The sequence below is a fragment of the Micromonospora sp. NPDC047557 genome, from assembly GCF_043205095.1.
In the GTDB taxonomy this organism is placed as follows: Bacteria; Actinomycetota; Actinomycetes; order Mycobacteriales; family Micromonosporaceae; genus Micromonospora.
Genome location: NZ_JBIDDK010000003.1, coordinates 26,651 through 46,142 on the forward strand (window position 1 = coordinate 26,651; position 19,492 = coordinate 46,142).

At 72.4% G+C, this 19,492-nt stretch carries 22 protein-coding genes; 13 read left to right on the plus strand and 9 right to left on the minus strand.

Going from position 1 to position 19,492, the window contains the following annotated elements; translation table 11 throughout:
* Positions 1 to 9 precede the first annotated feature (9 nt).
* Positions 10 to 732 (plus strand): hypothetical protein, encoded by a 723-nt coding sequence (locus tag ACGGAQ_RS10550; protein WP_393046898.1) that lies wholly within the window; start codon positions 10 to 12, stop codon positions 730 to 732.
* 43 nt (positions 733 to 775) lie between these two features.
* A complete protein-coding gene (locus tag ACGGAQ_RS10555) occupies positions 776 to 1,657 on the plus strand; it encodes a hypothetical protein (protein ID WP_393046901.1) in 882 nt (293 codons plus the stop codon).
* Between the two features lie 102 nt (positions 1,658 to 1,759).
* On the opposite strand, the gene ACGGAQ_RS10560 is transcribed toward ACGGAQ_RS10555, so the two are convergent.
* Positions 1,760 to 2,641, minus strand: coding sequence for an AraC family transcriptional regulator N-terminal domain-containing protein (locus ACGGAQ_RS10560; RefSeq protein WP_393046904.1), 882 nt, complete (start codon positions 2,639 to 2,641; stop codon positions 1,760 to 1,762).
* Positions 2,642 to 2,800: 159 nt separating this feature from the next.
* Between ACGGAQ_RS10560 and ACGGAQ_RS10565 the strand changes: the two genes are divergently transcribed.
* The 4 genes from ACGGAQ_RS10565 to ACGGAQ_RS10580 all read left to right on the plus strand — a co-directional run bounded on the left by ACGGAQ_RS10565 (position 2,801) and on the right by ACGGAQ_RS10580 (position 6,340).
* Positions 2,801 to 3,808 carry an aldo/keto reductase gene (locus tag ACGGAQ_RS10565; protein ID WP_393046906.1) on the plus strand — a complete coding sequence of 336 codons (1,008 nt, stop codon included), beginning with the start codon at positions 2,801 to 2,803 and terminating at the stop codon, positions 3,806 to 3,808.
* Between the two features lie 31 nt (positions 3,809 to 3,839).
* Positions 3,840 to 4,364: an orotate phosphoribosyltransferase gene (gene pyrE / locus ACGGAQ_RS10570; protein WP_393046909.1), complete on the plus strand. Its 525-nt coding sequence runs from the start codon at positions 3,840 to 3,842 to the stop codon at positions 4,362 to 4,364.
* 126 nt (positions 4,365 to 4,490) lie between these two features.
* The gene (locus ACGGAQ_RS10575; RefSeq protein ID WP_393046911.1) at positions 4,491 to 5,684 is read left to right on the plus strand and encodes a serine hydrolase domain-containing protein; all 1,194 of its coding nucleotides are present in this window, start codon (positions 4,491 to 4,493) and stop codon (positions 5,682 to 5,684) included.
* 161 nt (positions 5,685 to 5,845) lie between these two features.
* Positions 5,846 to 6,340 (plus strand): hypothetical protein, encoded by a 495-nt coding sequence (locus tag ACGGAQ_RS10580; protein ID WP_393046914.1) that lies wholly within the window; start codon positions 5,846 to 5,848, stop codon positions 6,338 to 6,340.
* 17 nt (positions 6,341 to 6,357) lie between these two features.
* Here the strand turns inward: ACGGAQ_RS10580 and ACGGAQ_RS10585 are convergent, their stop codons facing one another.
* The 3 genes from ACGGAQ_RS10585 to ACGGAQ_RS10595 all read right to left on the minus strand — a co-directional run bounded on the left by ACGGAQ_RS10585 (position 6,358) and on the right by ACGGAQ_RS10595 (position 9,130).
* Positions 6,358 to 6,810, minus strand: a complete 453-nt coding sequence (locus tag ACGGAQ_RS10585) for a hypothetical protein (RefSeq protein WP_393046917.1) — start codon at positions 6,808 to 6,810, stop codon at positions 6,358 to 6,360.
* 102 nt (positions 6,811 to 6,912) lie between these two features.
* The gene (locus ACGGAQ_RS10590) at positions 6,913 to 8,100 is read right to left on the minus strand and encodes an NAD(P)/FAD-dependent oxidoreductase (protein ID WP_393046920.1); all 1,188 of its coding nucleotides are present in this window, start codon (positions 8,098 to 8,100) and stop codon (positions 6,913 to 6,915) included.
* 82 nt (positions 8,101 to 8,182) lie between these two features.
* Positions 8,183 to 9,130 carry an RNA polymerase sigma-70 factor gene (locus ACGGAQ_RS10595; RefSeq protein ID WP_393046923.1) on the minus strand — a complete coding sequence of 316 codons (948 nt, stop codon included), beginning with the start codon at positions 9,128 to 9,130 and terminating at the stop codon, positions 8,183 to 8,185.
* 49 nt (positions 9,131 to 9,179) lie between these two features.
* Between ACGGAQ_RS10595 and ACGGAQ_RS10600 the strand changes: the two genes are divergently transcribed.
* From ACGGAQ_RS10600 to ACGGAQ_RS10610, 3 genes are all read left to right on the plus strand, one after another.
* Positions 9,180 to 9,971, plus strand: a complete 792-nt coding sequence (locus tag ACGGAQ_RS10600) for a class I SAM-dependent methyltransferase (RefSeq protein WP_393046926.1) — start codon at positions 9,180 to 9,182, stop codon at positions 9,969 to 9,971.
* Positions 9,972 to 10,508: 537 nt separating this feature from the next.
* Positions 10,509 to 10,778, plus strand: a complete 270-nt coding sequence (locus ACGGAQ_RS10605; protein ID WP_393046929.1) for a hypothetical protein — start codon at positions 10,509 to 10,511, stop codon at positions 10,776 to 10,778.
* Positions 10,778 to 11,815: a hypothetical protein gene (locus ACGGAQ_RS10610; RefSeq protein ID WP_393046932.1), complete on the plus strand. Its 1,038-nt coding sequence runs from the start codon at positions 10,778 to 10,780 to the stop codon at positions 11,813 to 11,815. The genes ACGGAQ_RS10605 and ACGGAQ_RS10610 overlap by 1 nt, the downstream gene beginning before the upstream one ends.
* A gap of 13 nt (positions 11,816 to 11,828) precedes the next feature.
* On the opposite strand, the gene ACGGAQ_RS10615 is transcribed toward ACGGAQ_RS10610, so the two are convergent.
* On the minus strand, positions 11,829 to 12,359 hold the full coding sequence (locus ACGGAQ_RS10615; protein ID WP_393046935.1) for an SRPBCC family protein: 531 nt from the start codon (positions 12,357 to 12,359) through the stop codon (positions 11,829 to 11,831).
* The gene (locus ACGGAQ_RS10620) at positions 12,360 to 12,671 is read right to left on the minus strand and encodes a helix-turn-helix transcriptional regulator (RefSeq protein ID WP_007463609.1); all 312 of its coding nucleotides are present in this window, start codon (positions 12,669 to 12,671) and stop codon (positions 12,360 to 12,362) included.
* 87 nt (positions 12,672 to 12,758) lie between these two features.
* On the opposite strand from ACGGAQ_RS10620, the gene ACGGAQ_RS10625 reads away from it, so the two are divergent.
* Positions 12,759 to 13,688, plus strand: a complete 930-nt coding sequence (locus ACGGAQ_RS10625; protein ID WP_393046939.1) for an LLM class F420-dependent oxidoreductase — start codon at positions 12,759 to 12,761, stop codon at positions 13,686 to 13,688.
* Between the two features lie 15 nt (positions 13,689 to 13,703).
* On the opposite strand, the gene ACGGAQ_RS10630 is transcribed toward ACGGAQ_RS10625, so the two are convergent.
* Entirely contained in the window at positions 13,704 to 14,126 is a 423-nt protein-coding gene (locus ACGGAQ_RS10630) for a hypothetical protein (protein WP_393046942.1), read from the minus strand.
* 101 nt (positions 14,127 to 14,227) lie between these two features.
* Between ACGGAQ_RS10630 and ACGGAQ_RS10635 the strand changes: the two genes are divergently transcribed.
* On the plus strand, positions 14,228 to 14,998 hold the full coding sequence (locus ACGGAQ_RS10635; protein ID WP_393046945.1) for a hypothetical protein: 771 nt from the start codon (positions 14,228 to 14,230) through the stop codon (positions 14,996 to 14,998).
* Positions 14,995 to 16,272, plus strand: a complete 1,278-nt coding sequence (locus tag ACGGAQ_RS10640; RefSeq protein ID WP_393046947.1) for an FAD-binding protein — start codon at positions 14,995 to 14,997, stop codon at positions 16,270 to 16,272. Before ACGGAQ_RS10635 ends, ACGGAQ_RS10640 begins: the two co-directional genes overlap by 4 nt.
* 92 nt (positions 16,273 to 16,364) lie before the next feature.
* On the opposite strand, the gene ACGGAQ_RS10645 is transcribed toward ACGGAQ_RS10640, so the two are convergent.
* Both ACGGAQ_RS10645 and ACGGAQ_RS10650 read right to left on the minus strand, forming a co-directional pair.
* Positions 16,365 to 17,504 (minus strand): site-2 protease family protein, encoded by a 1,140-nt coding sequence (locus ACGGAQ_RS10645; RefSeq protein WP_393046950.1) that lies wholly within the window; start codon positions 17,502 to 17,504, stop codon positions 16,365 to 16,367.
* A 63-nt stretch (positions 17,505 to 17,567) separates the two neighbouring features.
* A complete protein-coding gene (locus tag ACGGAQ_RS10650) occupies positions 17,568 to 18,422 on the minus strand; it encodes an alpha/beta hydrolase (protein ID WP_393046953.1) in 855 nt (284 codons plus the stop codon).
* Positions 18,423 to 18,591: 169 nt separating this feature from the next.
* Here ACGGAQ_RS10650 and ACGGAQ_RS10655 point away from each other — a divergent pair, with 169 nt between their 5' ends.
* Positions 18,592 to 19,491, plus strand: a complete 900-nt coding sequence (locus tag ACGGAQ_RS10655; protein ID WP_393046956.1) for an ABC transporter ATP-binding protein — start codon at positions 18,592 to 18,594, stop codon at positions 19,489 to 19,491.
* Position 19,492 lies beyond the last annotated feature (1 nt).

Consider the following 19,492-nt stretch of genomic DNA (forward strand, 5'->3'; position numbering starts at 1 on the left):
GAGCATTCGATGAGTCGCTTGGCACACAACCTCGCGGTGGTGGGGGTGGTCGGCGCGATGGCGCTGGCCACGTCCTCCGCAGCCGTGGCCCAGACCGACAAGCCGCCGACCAGAGGCACCGACTGTGTGGTCCAGTACCTCGACGACCGCGGCGGGATCGTCCGCACCGATACCGAACCGGAGGGTCGGGAGCACGGTCAGTTCCGCTGCGTCGCCGGGCAGTGGACGTTCGCCTGGGACCCGTTCGGGGCGGACGACATGATCATGGCCGACGAGATCTGGATCGACCCGTCCGGCGCTGTCACGGCCCGGCAGTTCACCGGTCCCGCGCTCGGCAACGACCTCACACTGGGCGAGATCGCCGCCATCACCCAGGCCGTCACCGGCAGCGGGAAGGTGCTGATCGACCGCGCGATCGTGGCGGTCGACGACGGCAAGGAGCGGACCCCGGAGCAGGTCCAGGCGCTGCTCGCCGGCAAGGACACCACAGGCGTACGGGTGCTGGGCACCATCGACAAGCCGGATCCCGCCAAGTCGACGAAGGACATCATCGACGAGGCCGGCGGCACACCCGAGACCACCGTCGTCTATTTCAGCATCTTGGGCGCGATCAAGTCCGCGCTCGCGTGGGTCGCGGACACGATCCACGACATCGGTGAGTGGATGGAAGAGCACTGCAGCTTGGGGCCCTCTCCCACCGGCCTGGGTGTGGTGATCACGTGTGGCTGGTAGCCCGTAGGACTCCGCCGACAGCGGTCACCGAGATGAGGACGTCATGAGAGCTCTGCGGGACATCGCCAAGCGTGCCACCGTCGTCACCGCGGCACTCGTCGTCGGGCTGGTGGCCTCGTACGCGCCGTCGCAGGCCGCCGAGGACACGGCCCGGACGACGGTCACCGACCAGCCCGGTGCTCCGGGGATCATGTTGCGGCAGTTCGAGGACCTGACCGGTCAGCCCGTCGGCGAACTGGACACGGTGCTGGCCGTCGACGCCGGAGGCCGGGATCTCAGCGCCGACCAGCTCGCGGCGCTCGTCGCCGGCGGGAAGGTCGACGGCGTCACGGTCGTGGGCGCGATGCCGGGCGGCCGGGAGATCCTCGGCACGACGATGGCCGACCTGGCCGACGGCGTGTACGACGGCAGGGGTGACAGCGGGACAGCGACAGCCCTGCTGTTCGCCTCGTCGGTGCCGGGGGGCCGGGAATGGTGCCTGACCATGTGCATGGCCTCGGGCAAGTCCTACTGGGAGTGCATCCAGTCGCGCCGGGGCGACCAGACCTTCACCCTCGACCTTGGCGGCGACACCACGGTGGGCGGGATGAAGGCGGCCTTTGAGAAGGCCAACGGCGTCGCCGCCGAGGGACCGTACGCCGTGGACACGTTGACCGGCGACGTCGAGCCCTCGGCGCAGGAGATCGAGACGCTGCTCGACGGCAAGGACGTCGACTCGCTGCGCCGGGTGGCGAGCGTGGCGGGGCCGGACGCCGGGTGGGCGCTGGGCGACGTCGCCGAGAAGTCGGGCGTGCCCTACCTGAAGACGAGGATCCACATCTTCACCCTCGGGCTGCCCGTCCTCGGGAAGGTCGTCGTGGTCTGCGTCTCGCACAACGACGGAAAGACCTGGAAGTGCTCGGCCCGCCCGTGGGGTGGGTTCTAGCGGTCGATGAAGCCGCTCCGCGTCGACCGGCCAGGTCGAGGCGGAGCGGGACCGGCCCGAGGGAACACCCGGCTGCCGGATCGTGCCACCTAATTCGAGGTCTCACACCGTGGCCAGCCGCGCCGGGTCGAGCCGGGCGAGGCGGGCCGCGTCCCGGCCCGGCGGCAGGCCGAACAGTCGTCGGTACTCGCGGCTGAACTGCGACGCGCTCTCGTAGCCGACCGCGAACCCGACGGCCGCTACGTCACCGGGATCGGCCAGCAGCCGGGCCCGCGCCTCCTGCAGGCGCACCACCTTCTGGAACTGGATCGGCGTCATCGTCGTGATCGCCCGGAAGTGGCGGTGCAGCGAGGTCACGCTCATCCCGGCCACGCGCGCCACGTCCTCGACGCGGAACAGGTCGGCGTGGTGCTCGCGGATCCAGCGGATCGCCCGCTCGATCTGCACGATGTTGCCGTCGCCCACCCCGATCTGGCGGACCGTGCCGCCCTGCTCGCTGGTCAGCAACCGCCAGACGAGTTCGCGCTCCACACCCGCCCAGAGCACGCGCTGGTCATCGGGGCGATCGAGCAGCCGCAGCAGCCGCACCACCGCGTCGAGCAGGTCGTCGTCGGCGGTGCTCACCGCGATGCCCGCCGCCGGCTCGCCGGTGGTCGGAGGCGCGTCCAACAGCAGGTCCGCGATCAGCGGCGGCCGCAGCGCGAGGCCCAGCACCAGGTACGGCTCGGTGCGACTGGCCTGGCTGACGTGGCTGATCATCGGCAGCTCCATGGAGGCGACGACGAACTGCCCGGCGCCGTACGAGAAGACACCGTCGCCCAGCATCGCGTACTTCGCGCCCTGCGCGACAAGCGCGAAGACCGGTGCGGTCTGGGCCGGCATCGGCTCGGTGGGCGTGTCGGTGCGGTGCAGGACGAGGCCGGCCGGCGTGGGCCGGCCGGCGTGGCGCAGCACCAGGTCCCGGATCTCCGGCAGAGCGGTCATGAGCCCATCCTGCCGACTTTGGCAGGATCAGGCAATGCGGTGGCAGTATCGACCTACGGGGCCGGCGGCTTGCGGGTGTGTACTGGGCGCATGCCACTCGATCACTTTGTCACGCTGGGCCGCTCTGGCCTGCGCATCAGCCCGTACACCCTGGGTGCCATGACCTTCGGCGAGGACCACGGCTGGGGCGCCTCGGTCGACGAGTCCGAGGCGATGATCAGCGAGTACCTGGAACGTGGCGGCAACTCCATCGACACCGCCAACATCTACACCAACGGCCACTCCGAGAAGATCATCGGTGACTTTCTGGCCGCCCGGCCGGGCCTGCGCGACCGGATCATTCTCGGCTCGAAGTTCTTCGGCAACCTGTTCCCCGGCGACCCCAACGGCGGTGGCGCCGGTCGCAAGGCGGTGGTCGCCCAGGCCGAGGAGTCGCTGCGCCGGCTGCGCACCGACTACCTGGACATCTACTGGCTGCACAACTGGGATCGCGGCGTCCCGGTCGAGGAGACGCTGCGCGCCCTCGACGACCTCGTCACGGCCGGCAAGATCCGCTACGTGGGCCTGTCCGACCTGCCCGCGTGGAAGGCCGCCGAGGCGCAGGTCGTCGCGCACTTCCGCGGCTGGACGCCGGCGATCGCGATGCAGCTGGAGTACTCGTTGCTCGAACGGACGGTCGAGGGGGAGCTGATCCCGATGGCGGGCGAGCACGGTCTCGGCGTCCTGCCGTGGAGTCCCCTCAAGAGCGGCTGGCTCTCCGGCAAGTTCGTGCGCGGCAACAGCGACGTCGACACGACCCGTGCCGCCCTGGTGGGCGGCCCAGCCGAGCGCGACTGGCAGGTGATCGACGTGTTGCACGAGGTCGCGGCCGACGCCGAGGTGACACCGGCGGCCGCGGCGCTGGCCTGGGTCGGCGCCCGACCGGGTGTGTCCTCGGTGCTGATCGGGGCGCGGCGTCTCGATCAACTCAAGGCGAACCTGGCCGCCGTGGACGTGCGGTTGTCGCCGGAGCAGACCGCACGGCTCGACGAGGTGTCGGCTCCGGCGCTGAACTTCCCGGCCGACAACAACCGCTTTCTGGCGCCGAGGCTCGCCTTCGCCGGCGCGACGGTCGACGGCCGCCCGAGCCCCGCGTCACCCTTCCTCGTCAACGGGGTCAGGTACTGACCGCGTCGGCTGGGATGCGAGGCTGAGGGGCGTGTCGTCCCCCCTCGCGCGTCGCGTGTACGAAGCCTGTCACCTGACCGGGTCGTTCCGGCTGCGATCCGGTCAGGTGAGCCCCGAGTACTTCGACAAGTATCTGTTCGAGGGGCAGCCCGATCTGTTGCGCGACGTGGCCCAGGCGATGGTCGCCCTGCTGCCGGAGTGCGACGTGCTGGCCGGGATGGAGATGGGCGGCATACCGATCGCCACCGTCATGTCACAGCTGACCGGGCTGCCGACGGTCTTCGTTCGCAAGCAGGCCAAGGAGTACGGCACCCGCAAGGCGGCCGAGGGCGGCTCGGTGGACGGCCGGCGCGTCGTGGTGATCGAGGACGTGGTCACGACGGGCGGGGCGCTACTGGCGTCGTGCCGGCAACTGCGCGCCAGCGGCGCGGTGATCGAAACCGTGGTGTGCGCGATCGACCGTGAGCAGGGCGGGCGGGAGAACCTCGCCGCCGAGGGGCTGGGATTGCGCGCCGCCCTCAGCCGCCGCGACCTGGAGTCTTCCGCGTCGGCCTGACCGCCTTCCGCTTCGCAACGGGGTAGCGCAGCCTGTACCGCGGGAGGGCAGCAGGAGGGATCGTCCCGGCATCGGAATCCTTGAACCATTGATGGCGTCAAGCGAGTTCGATACCGAGGAGCCGTCATGCCCCTGCAAGAGCGCACGTCCACCCGCCGCCGCCGGACCCTGCGGGCGGCCGCCGGGACGCTGGCCGCCGTCGCCGTCCTGACCGGCCCTCCGGCGTTCGCCGCCGCCGACTCCGGTCGGCCCGCCGGCCCACGCGACGCCGTGCAGCGCCAACTGGACCGCCTGGTCAGCGAGGAGGGGTTTCCCGGCGTGCTCGCCTCGGTGCGGGGGACCGACGGACGCGTCCGCGACTACACCGCCGGCGTTGGCGACCTCCGCTCGCACGGCCCGGTTCCCCGCGACGGCCAGGTCCGCATCGGCAGCAACACCAAGACCTTCACCGCCGTGGTCGTCCTGCAGTTGGTGGGGGAGGGCCGCATCGACCTGGACGCCACGGTCGAGCACTACCTGCCCGGCGTCGTGCGGGGCAACGGCAACGACGGCGGCGCGATCACCGTACGCCAGCTGCTCCAGCAGACGAGCGGCCTGCCCGACTACGACGACGTGCTGTTCACCCAGCCGCAGGACCTCGTCGACAAGAGTCACTCGTACTACCAGCCGCGCCGGTTGGTGGACGCCGCGCTCACGAACGCCCCGCACTTCGCACCCGGGGCGAAGTGGGAGTACAGCAACACCAACTACGTCCTCGCCGGGCTCATCGTCGAGCAGGTCACCGAACGCCCCATCGGCGAGGAGATCACCGACCGCGTCATCAGGCCGCTCGGACTGCGCGACACGTACTGGCCGGGCGTCGGGGAGCAGCGCCTTCGGGGGACGCACCCACACGGCTACGTCGCGGTGGCCCCGGGCGCTGCGTGGGTGGACGTCACCGACATGGACCCGTCCCTGGGCTGGGCCGCCGGCCAACTGGTCTCGACCCCGGACGAGTTGCGGACCTTCTTCGAGGCGCTCGTCGGTGGCAGGCTGCTCAAGCCCGCGCAGCAGGCGGCCATGATGACGACAGTGCCCGCGCCCGGCTTCGAGCCGACCGGCGAGTACGGGTACGGGCTGGGCATCGCCCGGCACGAGCTGCCCTGCGGCGGCGACGGCTGGGGTCACGGCGGCGACATCCAGGGCTTCGAGACCCGCAACCTCGTCACCGAGGACGGCCGCAGCGCCGTCGTCGCGGTGACCGGTCTGCCGACCGGTGAGCAGATGCTCGCCGAGGTGAATGAGAGCGTCGACACGGCGCTGTGTGCCACCGTCCACTGAGGCGGCGGCACAGAATGCTCCAACCGCGCCCCGTGGACCGGATCTCGCCGGTCTGCGGGCGCGGGGCGCTGCCCGGCAGACCATAAACCCCGGTCAATGTCCGTAGATCGACACTATGGGACACCGTCCTACCGGTGCCGGACGCTGACAGAATGTCGCATGTGGATGGAGAGCAGCGGGAGCGTGCCGTCTTCATTGCTGAAGCCGAGTTGCTGGAACAGCGGCACGACGCCTGGGCCGTGCTGCAACGGAAGCAGGCCGCATGGTGGCAACGGTGGAACACCCTGACCACTGTCTCGTCGGCGGTACTCGCGGGTGCGTCCGGAGTCGCCGGACTGGCCTCCGCCGAGCTGGGTACGGTAGCCGCGCTGGCCGCCCTGGTGGCCGCGGGCCTGGCCTCGATCGCCAGCAGTTCCGGAGCCGCCCACCGCAGCGAGGTGGCGTTCGTCTCCGCTGCGACCAACCAGGCTCTGGCCGACTCGGCAAGGGCCTTTCGGACCATCTGGGCGCCACACCAACCGCTGCCCGATGTGCGGGCCCGGTTCGCCGAGCTGTCCGAACAACGCGACCAGGCGGTCACGAACGCAGCGCTCAAGTTGGGTCAGCGGCCACTGGCGCGGTATCTCCGGCGGACCGCTCGCTCGGCCAGCCCGTGAGGCGCTTGCGTCGCCGCCTAGCTCGGCTCGCTGCCGGCGATTCCGGCGGCCTGCCCGTGGGCCCGGTTCAGAATCGCCTCCGCCTCCCGTCGTGCGGCGGTCACGATGCCCTCCGCTTCAAGCCGCGCGACGGCGCGGTGGTCGTCGGCCTGCTTCTCGGCGAGGTCGAGGATCTGCTCCACCCGGGTACCCAGGCCGCTGAGGGTCGGCGTCTGTCGCCTCTGCCGCCGTTGCGCGGCGCCGGCCGTTGCGCCGGCCGCCGCCTCGCCGGCTGACTCGCTGCCACCGGTGCTGTCGACCAGGCCGTCCTCGACGAGACTCGGCTCCGTGGTGCCGACCAGGGAGAGCGCCACGCCGAGGGCGGAGATCGCGACACCGGACCAGACGGCGGCCGGCCCGAGGGACGGGCCGGCCGCGGCGCCGACGCCGAGCCCGACGAGGACGGCCGCGGTCCTGACTGGCTTGCGCACGAGCTCTCCTCGGGTGGCGCGGGACGTGTGTTCACGTTCCAGCATGACGATCGGGTCAAGCGTGGACTGCAGGGCTCACCCGCGAGCGGCCGCGCTGGCCGGTCACGACACCGTCGCGGCGGCCTCCGTCCGGGTGGTGGTGACGCGGCGGCGGCGCACCGGGTACGGGATCGGGTGGGAAATGCTCCAGGCGGCGCCCCTGCACACGACCTCCTTGTAGCGGGCCGCCAACCGTCCGGTGAGCAGGGACGGCTTGGCCCGGTCGTCGGCGGTCACGTACTGGATGATGCCGTCGCGGCGGCCGAGGCTGATGCACTGGTTGAAGTAGCGCAGCGGGGCCTTGGGGATCTTCACCTGACCGGTCAGGCGCGCGGCGATGGCGTCGGCCGCCTGCCAGGCCATCGGGGCTCCCGAGGCGCAGGACATCCGCAGCGGCTTGCCGCCCGGCCCGTCGGCGAGCCCGGCGTCGCCGACGGCGTACACCTCGGGGTGCGAGACGGAGCGCATGGTGTCGTCGACGACGATCTGCCCGGTGGCCGCGACCGTCAGGGTCGTGGCGGCGGCGATCGGGTGGACGGCGAAGCCGGCGGTCCACACGGTCACCTGCGCCGGGATCGTCCGACCGTCGCCGGTGACGACGCCGGTCGCCTCCACCCGGGCGATGTCGGTGTGCTCGTGGACGGTGATGCCGAGCCGGGCCGCGACGCCCCGCAGGTGCTGTCGCGCCTTCCCGGTGAGCCAGTCGCCGAGGCCGCCGCGGGTGGCGAGCGCGACGTCGAGGTCGGGCCGGGCCTCGGCGATCTCGGTGGCCGCTTCGAGGCCGGTGAGGCCCCCGCCGACGACGAGCACTGTCGCGCCGGCCGCGAGGTGGGCGAGGCGGTCACGCAGCCGCAGCGCCGACGGCCGGCCGGCGATGTCGTACGCGTGCTCGGCGACACCGGGCACGCCGTGGTCGGCGGCGGCGCTGCCGAGGGCGTAGACGAGCGTGTCGTACGCGATCTCGTCGGCGCCGCGCTCGTCGGTAAGCGCGACGGTCCTGCGGTCGACGTCGACGGCGGTGACCCGGGCCCGTCGCACCCGCACGCCGGTGCCCGCATACACCTGGCTCAGCTCGTGGCGCTTGAGGTTCTGGCCGGTGGCGAGCTGGTGCATGCGGACCCGCTCGACGAAGTCGGCCTCGGCGTTGACGACGGTGATCTCGATGTCGTCCGGGTGCAACCGGCGGGCGAGGCGGCCGGCGGCGATCGCTCCGGCGTAGCCGGCTCCGAGGACGACGATGCGGTGCTTCATGGCGGCACTCCTGTCTCGGCGATGGTCGCTACCTGAACCGGACGGCGACGAGATTGCTGACAGGAGGCGGCTATGACCTGGGTCACCAGACGTGCAGGAGTGGTTCGGAGTGTGCGGTGACGGACCACTGGCGGGTGACGCGTTCGAGCTTGTCGGGGTTGACCTGGACGCGGATCGCTGCGACCCCCTGGGGTGTCACCTCCAGGGACATGACGCCGACGACCTGCTGGCCGGTCACGACCACCACCGCGGGGCCGCCGTTGACGACCTCGGCGTAGAGGGCGGGGCTGCTGCCGCCCACCAGGTTCCGCTTGACGTCGCTGGGCCGGAACAGGCCGCGCAGGAACTTCGCCACCGCCAGCGCGCCGACGACCGGGGTCGTGCGGGCCGGGATCTTGCCGCCGCCGTCGCCGACGCTGGTCACGTCCCCGGTCAGCAACTCCACCAGCCGCTGGACCTCGCCGCTGTTGGCCGCCGTGAGGAACTCCGTGACGATCCTTCGCGCGGCGGCGTCGTCGACGTCGGCGCGCGCCCGCTCGACGGTGACGTGCTGCTTGGCACGCCGGTAGATCTGCTGGCAGTTCGCCTCGCTGACGCCGAGGATCTCGGCGATCTCGCCGTGCGGGTAGCCGAACGCCTCGCGCAGCACGTACACCGCGCGCTCGTTGGGCGACAGCCGCTCCATGAGGGTGAGCACCGCCATCGAGACCGATTCGCGCTGCTCGACGGTGTCGACCGGGCCGAGCATCCGGTCCCCGGCGAGGACCGGCTCGGGAAGCCACGTGCCCACGTAGGTCTCCCGCCGGGCGCGCGCCGAGGTGAGCTGGTTGAGGCACAGGTTGGTGAGCACCCTCGTCAGCCACGCCTCGGGCGTCTCGACGTGCTCCCGGTCGGCGGCCTGCCAGCGCAGGAACGTGTCCTGGACCGCGTCCTCGGCGTCGCTGGCCGAGCCCAGCAGCCGGTAGGCGATCGCCTCCAGGCGGCCCCTGGAGCGCTCAAACACCTCGACCTCATCGGGACGCAGCGGCATGGCTCGACAGTAGCCGCGTCCGTCGCGTGGCCTGTCGTATCGTGCGGACATGACACACCCGGTGTGGGCGGACGCCGACGCGTACGAGGCGTACGTGGGTCGGTGGAGCCGCCTGGTCGCGGGCGATTTCGTACGCGGACTGGCCGTGGCACCCGGGCGGCACTGGCTGGACGTGGGCTGCGGCACCGGCGCGTTGACCTCGACGGTCCTCGCCGAGGCCGATCCCGCCCGGATCACCGGCATCGACCCCTCGGCGGGCTTCATCGCCCAGGCGCGCGCCCGCGTCCAGGATGCGCGCGCGAGCTTCCACGTCGGTGACGCCCGCGCTCTGCCGGTGGCCGACCGCGCCGTCGACGTGGTCGTCAGTGGGCTGACGCTCAACTTCGTGCCCGAGCCGGCGCGGGCGGTGGCCGAGTTCGCCCGGGTCGTCCGGCCGGCGGGGGTGGTGTCCGCCTACGTGTGGGACTACACGGAGGGCATGGCGATGATGCGGCACTTCTGGGCCGCCGTCGCCCACCTCGACCCGGCCGCGGCGGGGCGGGACGAGGCGAGTCGCTTCAGCGTGTGCCGGCCCGACCCATTGCGGGAGCTGTGGGTGGACGCCGGCCTGCGGGACGTGTCGGTCCGGCCGGTGGACGTGCCGACGGTCTTCGCCGACTTCGACGACTACTGGCGGCCGTTCCTCGGCGGGCAGGGCAGCGCCCCGTCGTACGTCACCTCGCTGGGCGAGCCACAACGGGCGGCGTTGCGGGACCTGTTGGCCGCCCAGCTGCCGATCGAGCCGGACGGCTCGATCCGGCTCACCGCGCGGGCCTGGGCCGTGGCGGGCACGGCGCCGTGACGGGGACGGGTCAGGCCGGCTGCATGAGGCCGGCGCGATAGGCGCGATGGACACCACCTGTCGTCGGCTCGCGGCACGCCGGTAGTCCAGCACAGCGCGCTGTCGGCGAGCTTTCGATCGGCTGTCCCGCGCCCGGCGCGGCCCGACACCAGGGCGTATGTCGCTAACCGGACAAGACGGTAAAGCCCCTGGTAGAGCACGCTTAGGGCAGGCGAGAAGGCGGACGGATGTCGGGCCACATCCCAGTCCTCCGGCCCACCGCGGACAGCATCGTCCGCGTCGGTGCCGCCCTCGCCCAGCCCGGCCCCGCCACGGCGGGCACGGCACAGCCGCCGGCCCGACCACACGTACGGCTCGGCCGCCCACACCGCTGCGGGCGCCAGCGGCGGTGGCCATCGCCCACCCTTGGCGACGCCGCCCACCGGCCACGCCGTCGCTCCCTGCTCCACCAGCCTTCACGCATCGTGGATTCCGCCTGGTCCGGCGTCGCTCACCCGCGCGTCCGCCCCGGCGACCTCATCAGAGAGAGGCCCTGACATGGCGGCTCCTACCGCGACCGCAGCCCTGAACGCGTCCGTCTTCGCGCCGGGTGACCAGATGCTGCTGACCGTCACGTACTCCGACGCCGACACCAAACCGCTGACCGTCACCATCGTGGTCACCGACGCGCAGGGCAACAGCAGCGCGCCGGTCAAGGTCACTGCGGTCATCGACCCGCTGACGGTGACCGTCACCGACAACTCCGGGCGTACCTGGTCCCGGGTCTCCGACAACGGCTCGGTCGCCGTGTACCGGGCGGTGGCGTGATGCCCCGGGTCACCGTCCAGGTTCGCGACGCGGCCGGCAACACCGCGACGGCCGGCGTCGACTACAGCCTGCGTCAACCGGTCCTCGGGGGCTACTACCTGTCCGGCGGCGCCGACCCGACGGCCGACATGGCCGGCGGCAACTTCCGCTCGCTGACCCAGTACCGCAGCTTCGCCGACGGGTACATCTTTCCCGGCTACAACCGGCCGTGGCTCATCAACCTGGGCAAGGCCGGGGTGCAGATCAACATGGTCCTGGAGCTGAAGCACTACGGCGCTCCGGACGCCGGGCCGCAGACCTTCACCGTGGACGGCGTCACCTACACCGTGCCGGCGCCGTCGATGACCATCCAGCAGCGCCCCGGCACCACCTGGCCGAAGGCGTACGGGTACACCCAGGTGCTCAACGGCCAGTGCGACGGGTTGTTCGCGCGTGCCCTGTCCCAGTACCGGACGCTCGGCTTCGGGGTGAACATCCAACTCGCGTCCGAGTTGGACACGGACCACGAGTTCGGCACGACCGAGGCGGGCAAGGCGTACACCTGGGCCGAGTCCGACTCGCGGGCGGTGCAGGCCATGACCTACATCGTCACCTGGTTCAAGGCCCGCGCACTGCCCGCCGGGACGACCTTCTCGGTCGGGTTGGGCGGCTTCGACCGGGCGTGTTTCCAGCGCACCCACCCGGAGTCGCTGATGTCGCGGCTGGACTACCTGCAGTGGAACGCGTACGCGACAGCCGTCGGCCAGACCGCGCTGGCCCGCTTTCGCCGGACGAAGGACTGGGCGGTGGCGGATCTCGGCCCGGTGGCGCTGTCCCGGCCGGTGATCATCGCGGAGTACGGGGTGCGGTCGGCCGAGATCCCGGACCAGGCGGCCTGGATCGCGACAGTTCCCGCGGCGATCGCCCAGCTCAACGCCGAGCGTGGGCCCCGCATCGCGCGGACCAACTACTTCAACTCCGGGTGGGGCACCCTGTCGCCGAAGTCGGCCGGGTTGGCCGCGCTGCGCACCGCGTACGCCACCCGGCCGTACGTCTGACCCGGGTCCTCGGTCACTCGGCTTGGAACCGCTCGGCGTACGTGTCGCGCAGCTCGGCCCAGCCGAAGTCCTTGGCCTCGGTGCCCCGGATCGGGCCGACCGGGTCGCCGTCGAGCAGCCGGTCGGCCACGTCGAGGCAGAGGTGCCAGCCGGCGGCGACCATCGGGAGCAGGCCCGGGTCGGCGACGCTGTGTCGCAGGGTGAGCCGGGTGCCGGCACCCAGTGGGGTCAGCTCCCAGCACAGCAGGTCGTCGCCCCAGGTGTACTCCAGCAGGTGGGGCGGCTCGGCCCGTCGTACCGTCGCCGGTTGCTCCTGGGTGGCCTCGCCGTCGACGAGGGTGAGCACGGCGGCGCCGGGGTCACCGAGGTTCCGGTCGGCGAGGAAGGGGGCCCACTGGGCGAGTTGGGTCGGGTCGGTCAGCGCCGCCCACACGGTGGCCGGCGGTTGCCGCAGGTCACGGACGAAGACCAGGGTGGCGCCGCCGTCGGTGGGCTCGGCGCGCACCTGGGCCGGTGGGCTCGGGCGAAATGCGTCGCGGTTCATTCACTGCTCCTGACTGTCGAGGTGCCGTTGCAGGGCGTCCAGGTGCCGGGTCCAGAGCCGGCGGTACGGATCGAGCCAGCCGTCCACCGCTCGCAGCGGGCCCGGCTCAAGGCGGTAGATCCGCTGCCGGGCCGCGGTCCGGCAGGAGACGAAGCCGGCCTCGCGGAGCACCCGCAGGTGTTTGGAGACGGCCGGCTGGCTGACCCCGAGCCCGTCGACCAGCTCGCCCACACTGCGGTCGGCGTCGCGGAGCGCGTCGAGGATCCGGCGTCGGGTGGGCTCGGCGAGGACGGTGAAGGCGTCGGTGGACACCTACTCAATATGCCTTCTCCGTTATATGTCTGTCAAAGTATATGACGAGGCCGGGCGGTGCCCGGTGCGGCTACCTATGCTCGGACCATGGAACTGCGGATCTTCACCGAGCCCCAGCAGGGCGCCACCTACGACCAGTTGCTCGCGGTGGCCCGCCGCGCCGAGGACGACGGCTTCGGCGCGTTCTTCCGGTCCGACCACTACCTCCGGATGGGCGCGGTGAGCGGCGATCCCGGCCCCACCGACGCGTGGACCACGCTCGCCGGCCTGGCCCGCGACACCAGCCGCATCCGGCTCGGCACGCTGATGACCGCCGCGACCTTCCGGCTGCCCGGCCCGCTGGCGATCACCGTGGCGCAGGTCGACCAGATGAGCGGCGGCCGGGTGGAGCTGGGCATCGGCACCGGCTGGTACGCCGACGAGCACACCGCGTACGGCATTCCGTTCCCGGCCCTGGGTGAGCGGTTCGACAGGCTCGAGGAGCAGCTCGCGGTCATCACCGGGCTGTGGTCCACCCCGGCCGGGCAGCGGTTCAGCCACGCCGGCCGGTACTACCCGGTCAGCGACTCACCCGCTCTGCCCAAGCCGGTGCAGCAGCCCCGCCCGCCGATCCTGCTCGGCGGGATGGGACCGAAGCGCACGCCCCGGCTGGCCGCCCGCTACGCCGACGAGTTCAACCTGCCGTTCGCCTCGCCGGCGGACTCGGCGGCGCAGTTCGAGCGGGTCCGCGCGGCGTGCGCCGAGATCGGTCGGGACCCGGGCGAGCTGGTCTGGTCCAACGCCCTGGTGCTCTGTTGCGGGCGCAACGACGCCGAGGTGGCCCGCCGGGCCGCCGCCATCGGCCGCGAGCCGGACGAGCTGCGGGCCAACGGTCTCGCCGGCACGCCCGACGAGGTCCTGGACACCATCGGCCGGTACGCGAAGATCGGCAGCCAGCGGCTCTATCTCCAGGTGCTCGACCTGACCGACCTGGACCACCTCGACCTGGTCGCCAGCGAGGTGATGGCCAACCTCTGAGCCCTGGCCGTCGCGTCAGGCGCGGTGGTGGGCCTGGCGGCCCGGATCGCGCAGCACGGTGTCCAGCCGGCCGTCGCGGTCGCTGTCCACATAGGTGATGTCCGGTACGCCGTCGCCGTCCACGTCGATCTGGACGACGTCGGCGAGGCCGTCGCCGTCGAGGTCGGTGACCACCTCGACCGACCCGTCCAGGTGGCGCGTCACGATCGACCGTGACCCGCCGCCGGGCTCGCGCGGCGGCGGACCGGGCGACGGTACGGGCGTCGGCGCGGGCGCGGGGGCGGGTGTCGGACGGGGGCCCGGCGTGGGCGACGGGTGGCTCGACAACCAGGCGCCCGGCGGGGCGCTGGCCGGCTCGACCGCGCTGCCGGTCGGGTCCAGCTCCTCCTCCGACGGGAACACGTCGCCCCGTGGGGCCGGATCACGGTAGCTGCTCATGGGCGTAGGGTTCCCCGACGATGGCGAGAACAACCGTGCCCGATCGTCCGGTGTCCGTGGCGCCCGGTCTGTCAGAGGATGCGGGGACCGACGCCACGGTCATGAACGGGGGTCCGAGCGTGGAGCTGCGCCGGAGCCGGGGGGCCCGGGTGCTCGCCCTGGCGTGCGTACTCGGTGGGGTGCTCTTGTTGGTCTATCCCAGCGATCGCGCCCTGCTACGGACGATCGTCGCGGTGGGTGCGATCGCGCTCGGTGCGGTGGCGCTGGTCAGCGCGATGCGTCCGTTCCGGTTCGGGATCCACGCGGATGGACTCAGCATCCGGCGGCCCGGCCTGCGCCGGGAGATCCGGTGGGCCGAGGTCGACACGCTGGTCCTCGACGAGCCGCCCCGCCGCGACGGCTACGCGACACCGCCGCGACTGTTGCTGGTTCCTGTGCAGAGTGTGCCGCGTGAGTTGGTGACCGCCCGGCACCCGATCGACGGCCGTCCGGCCATCGAGCTGCTCGTCCTCGACCAGGTCCGCGAGCAGCCCGAGCAGGTGGCCGCCGCGCTCACCCGCCACGCCGGGGACCGTTTCCTCGACCTGCTCGCGCTGCGTCGCGCCGCCTTCGCCGTCCCGGACCTCTCGGTCGGCCTGCGTGGCTACCAGATGGATCGGGTCGACCGGTTGATCCGGCGCGGCCAGGACGCCCTGATGTCCGGGGACGCGGCGACCCGGCAGGCGGCGCGGGGCGAGATCGAACGCGCCACCGCAGCCGGGTTGCCGATCGCCCAACGCGGCTACAACACATACCAGGCGGATGCGGTTCTGGACGCCCTCGTCGCCGCGTTGGCCGACCACCAGTCCACCGATCGGGAGAGCGCCCCATGACCGCGCAGGGACAGCACCTGACGTCGAGCACCGACGTGCCACGCCACAACTGGGCCGGCAACGTGCGCTATGCCGCGCGCGAGTTCCACGCCCCCACCACAGTCGACGAGGTGCGCCGGCTGGTCGCCGGCAGCTCCCGGATCCGCGCGGTGGGCACCGGACACTCCTTCAACCGCCTCGGCGACACCACCGGGGACCTGGTCTCGCTCGCCGGCCTGCCCCCGACGATCGAGGTCGACCGCGAGCGCCGGCGGGTCACCGTCGCAGGCGCGCTGCGCTACGGCGACGTCGCCCGGCACCTGCACAGCCAGGGGTACGCGCTGGCCAACCTCGCCTCGCTGCCGCACATCTCGGTGGCCGGCGCGGTGGCCACCGCCACCCACGGCTCCGGCCCCACCCACGGCAACCTGGCCACATCGGTCGCCGCCCTGGAGCTGGTCACCGCCGACGGGGACCTCACGCACGTGGACCGCGACACCGACGGCGACACGTTCGCCGGCATGGTGGTCGGGCTCGGCGCCCTCGGCCTGGTCACCCGGGTCACCCTGGACCTGGTGCCGGCGTTCGAACTGCGCCAGTACGTGCGCCTCGACCTGCCCGTCGAGGCGCTGGACGAGGCGTTGGACTCGGCGTACAGCGTGAGCGTGTTCACCGACTGGCGTACACCCCGCCTGCGGGAGGTGTGGCGCAAGCAGCTCGCGGACCAGCCGCCGCCGGAGGCGGACTGGCTCGGCACCACGGCCGCCGACCAGCCGCGACACCCGGTGCTCGGCATGCCGGCGGAGAACTGCACCCCGCAGCTCGGCGTGCCGGGCCCGTGGCACGAGCGGTTGCCGCACTTCAAGCTCGGCTTCACCCCGAGCAGCGGTGACGAACTCCAGTCCGAGTACCACCTGCCGCGAACGGCGGCGGCCGAGGCCCTCGCCGCGCTGGCCGAGGTGGCGCACCTGATCGCCCCGGTCCTGCAGGTGTGCGAGCTGCGGACCGTGGCGGCCGACGAGCTGTGGCTCAGCCCGAACCACAGGCGGGACAGCTTCGTGGTCCACTTCACCTGGGTCGACGACGCCGACGCGGTGCTGCCGGTGCTGGCCGAGGTGGAGGACCGCCTCGCGCCGTTCGCGCCCCGCCCGCACTGGGGCAAGGTCTTCGTCACCGCCCCGACCGAGCTGGCCGCCCGCTACCCCCGCCACGCCGACTTCGCCGCCCTGCTGACCCGCCTGGACCCAAAGGCCAAGTTCCAGACCGACCTGCTGGACCGCTACTTCCCCCGCTGACCGGTGCGGGCCTCGTCGCCCCACCCCGCCCACCCCGCTGATCATGAAGTTATTGCCCCTCGACGCGGCGTGTCGGCGCAATAACTTCATGATCAGCGGGACGAGGCCGGGGTGCGCAGGCTGCCGCGCTGGACGGCCCGGCTGATGTCGCTGGGGGAGACGATGCCGGTGAGGCGGCCGTCTTCGCTCACCACCAGGGCGCGGCCGTCGGCGCACTCGCTGAGCCGGGGAAGCAGGTCGTTGAGCTGTTCACCCGGCTGGGCGAGCACCAGGTCGTCGGCCCGGCAGGCCACCTCGGCCAGCGTGGTCGACGTCCGTCGGTCGGCCGGTACGCCCCGCACCCGGTCCAAAGTGACGAGGCCGGTCGGTCTGCCCTCCTCGGTCAGCGGCAGCGCCGAGTGCCGGTACGCGAAGAGGTAGTGGTCCACGAAGTCGGCGACCGTCATGTCCGCCGAGGCGGTCTGCGGCTGCGGCGTCATCACGTCGGCGACCCGGATTCCGCGCAGCGCGCTTCCGGCGCGGGCCTGCCGCTCCTCCACCCCGGCAGCGCCAATCAGGAACCAGCCGATCAACGCCAGCCAGAGCCCACCGAAGCCGACACCGGACAGGAACTGCCACAGCCCGAGCCCGATGAGCAGCGCGCCGAGCACCCAGCCGGCCCGGGCGGCCACCACCGAGGCCCGACTCCGGTCGCCGGTGGCCTTCCACACGGCGGCGCGCAGCAGCCGGCCACCGTCCAGCGGTGCGGCCGGCAGCACGTTGAAGACCGCCAGGAGCACGTTGATGCCGGTCAGCCACGCGATCGCGCCGAAGAGCAGCCCACCGTGGCCGGCCAGCGCGAACAGCAACGCGATGAGACCGAAGAACGCCCCGAGCAGCAAGCTGACCAGCGGACCGACGCCGGCGATCCGCAGCTCCGCGCCGGGGTCGCGCGGCTCGCCCTTCAGCTCGGCCACCCCGCCGAACAGCCAGAGCGTGATGCCGTCGACGGTCAGGCCGTTGCGCTTGGCGACCACGGCGTGCGAGACCTCGTGGGCGAGCAGGCCGACGAAGAAGACCACCGCCGCGGCCAGGCCGGCGAGGGTGTACGCCACCGGCGAGCGGTCCGGGTACGAGCGGGGGAACTGGTTCGCGGCCAGCCCCCACGCGATCAGCGCGAAGATGACCAGAACGCTCCAGTTGACCCCGACCGGCACCCCCGCGATCCGTCCGAGCCGGAAACTTGCCCTCATCCCGGGCTCATACCCCCGGGCGGCCGGCCCATGCGCCACAGCCCCTGGGACGCCTGTCGGCGGTCAGCGGCGGGGGGCCTCGCTGGCGATCGTCGCCTCCCGGGGCAGCGCCGCCGCGCGCAGCGCCCAGTCCAGCGCGTAGTCGGCGACCGGCTCCCAGCCGGGCGCCCCGACCGTGAAGTGCGACCGGCCGGGGAACTCCTCGTACGCGGTGAGCGCCCGGGACTTCTGGTAGAGCCCCGCGTTGGAACGGACCACCGACGCCGGCACCACGTGGTCCTCTCCGCCGGCCATCAGCAGCAGCGGCGCGCGGTCGTCGCGTCCGGTGTCGACGCGGGCGGGTGAGCGCGGGTCGAGGTTGGCGAACGCGCCCTCGAAGAACACCCGACCGGCCCCGGGGACGGCGTAGCGCTGCCAGGCCCGGTCGGACTCCTCGCGGCTGAGCGTGTTGCCGAACGTGTAGGCGAAGTCGTCCGGGGTGAACGGGACGGCCCTGCTCCGGTTGGCGGGGCTGCGCAGGATGGGGAAGCCGGAGCGCAACTGGCTCAGCGGCACCTTGAGCACGCCCTTCACCGCTGCCGGATGCACCCCCACCACCGCCGCGCCAAGGCCCCGGTCGGCGAGGACCTGGGCGAACAGACCTCCGAACGAGTGCCCCATGATGATCGGCGGTCGGGGGAGCCCTCGGATGATCCGGTCGTAGTGGGCGACGATCGTGGCCATGCTCTGCTCGGCGATCGGGCTGGGGTCGTCGCGCAGCTGCTCCACGGACCGGTCCATCCCGGGCCAGGCGGGGGCGATGACGTGCATGCCGCGCTCGGTGAACCGCTCGACCCACCCCTCCCAGCTGCGCGGGGTCATCCAGAGTCCGTGGATCAGCACGACCGTGTCGACCCGGCCCTGCGGCGTGGCACCCATCGCGTCCTCCCGGTGTCGCGGCGTCCGGCCGCGCGCTTACCCGCTGCCGCGCCGGGAATTCCTCCCGCTGCGGCGCGTGACGGCGGCGCATGGCCCCTGACAAATGTCACGGCCGGAACGTGACGGCCGCTCCGGGAGCCGACGTCCGCGACGCCGGAGCATCTGTGCCATGACCAGTACGCATCCGGCCGTCGAGCTGAACGGCCTCACCAAGACCTTCGGTACGGTCACCGCAGTCGACGGGCTGAGCCTGCGGGTGCAGCCCGGCGAGGTGGTGGCGTTCCTCGGCCCCAACGGGGCGGGCAAGACCACCACCATCGACATGCTGCTCGGCCTGGCCCGCCCGGACGCGGGCACGGTCCGCGTCCTGGGCGGCACCGCCGACGACGCGGTGGCCCGGGGTCGGGTCGCCGCCGTACTCCAGACCGGCGGGCTGCTCAAGGACCTCACCGTCGGCGAGACCGTGCGGATGACCGCCCACTTCTACCGGCACACCCGCCCGGCCGCCGAGGTGCTGGAGCGCGCCGGCATCGCCGACATCGCCGACCGGATCGTGGGCCGGTGCTCGGGCGGTCAGCAGCAGCGACTGCGTTTCGCGCTGGCCCTGCTGCCGGACCCGGACCTGATGGTGCTCGACGAGCCGACCACGGGGATGGACGTCGAGGGCCGCCGGGACTTCTGGCAGGCCCTGCGCCGCGACGCCCGCGACGGCAGGACGGTCATCTTCGCTACCCACTACCTGGACGAGGCGGACGCGTACGCCGACCGGATCGTGCTGGTCCGGCAGGGACGGATCGTCGCCGACGGCACCACCGCGCAGATCAAGAACCTGGCCGCCGGCCGTACGGTGCGGGCCACCCTGCCCGGCGCGGACCAGGCGGCGCTCGCCGCGCTGCCCGGTGTGGACGCCGTGGAGGTACGCGGCGACAGCGTGCTGGTGCGTACCGGCGACTCGGACGCGATCGCCCGTCACCTGCTCACCCGGACCGCCGCCCGGGACGTGGAGATCACCTCCCGCAACCTCGAGGACGCCTTCCTCGCCCTGACCACCGAGCGCATCGGAGCCTGAG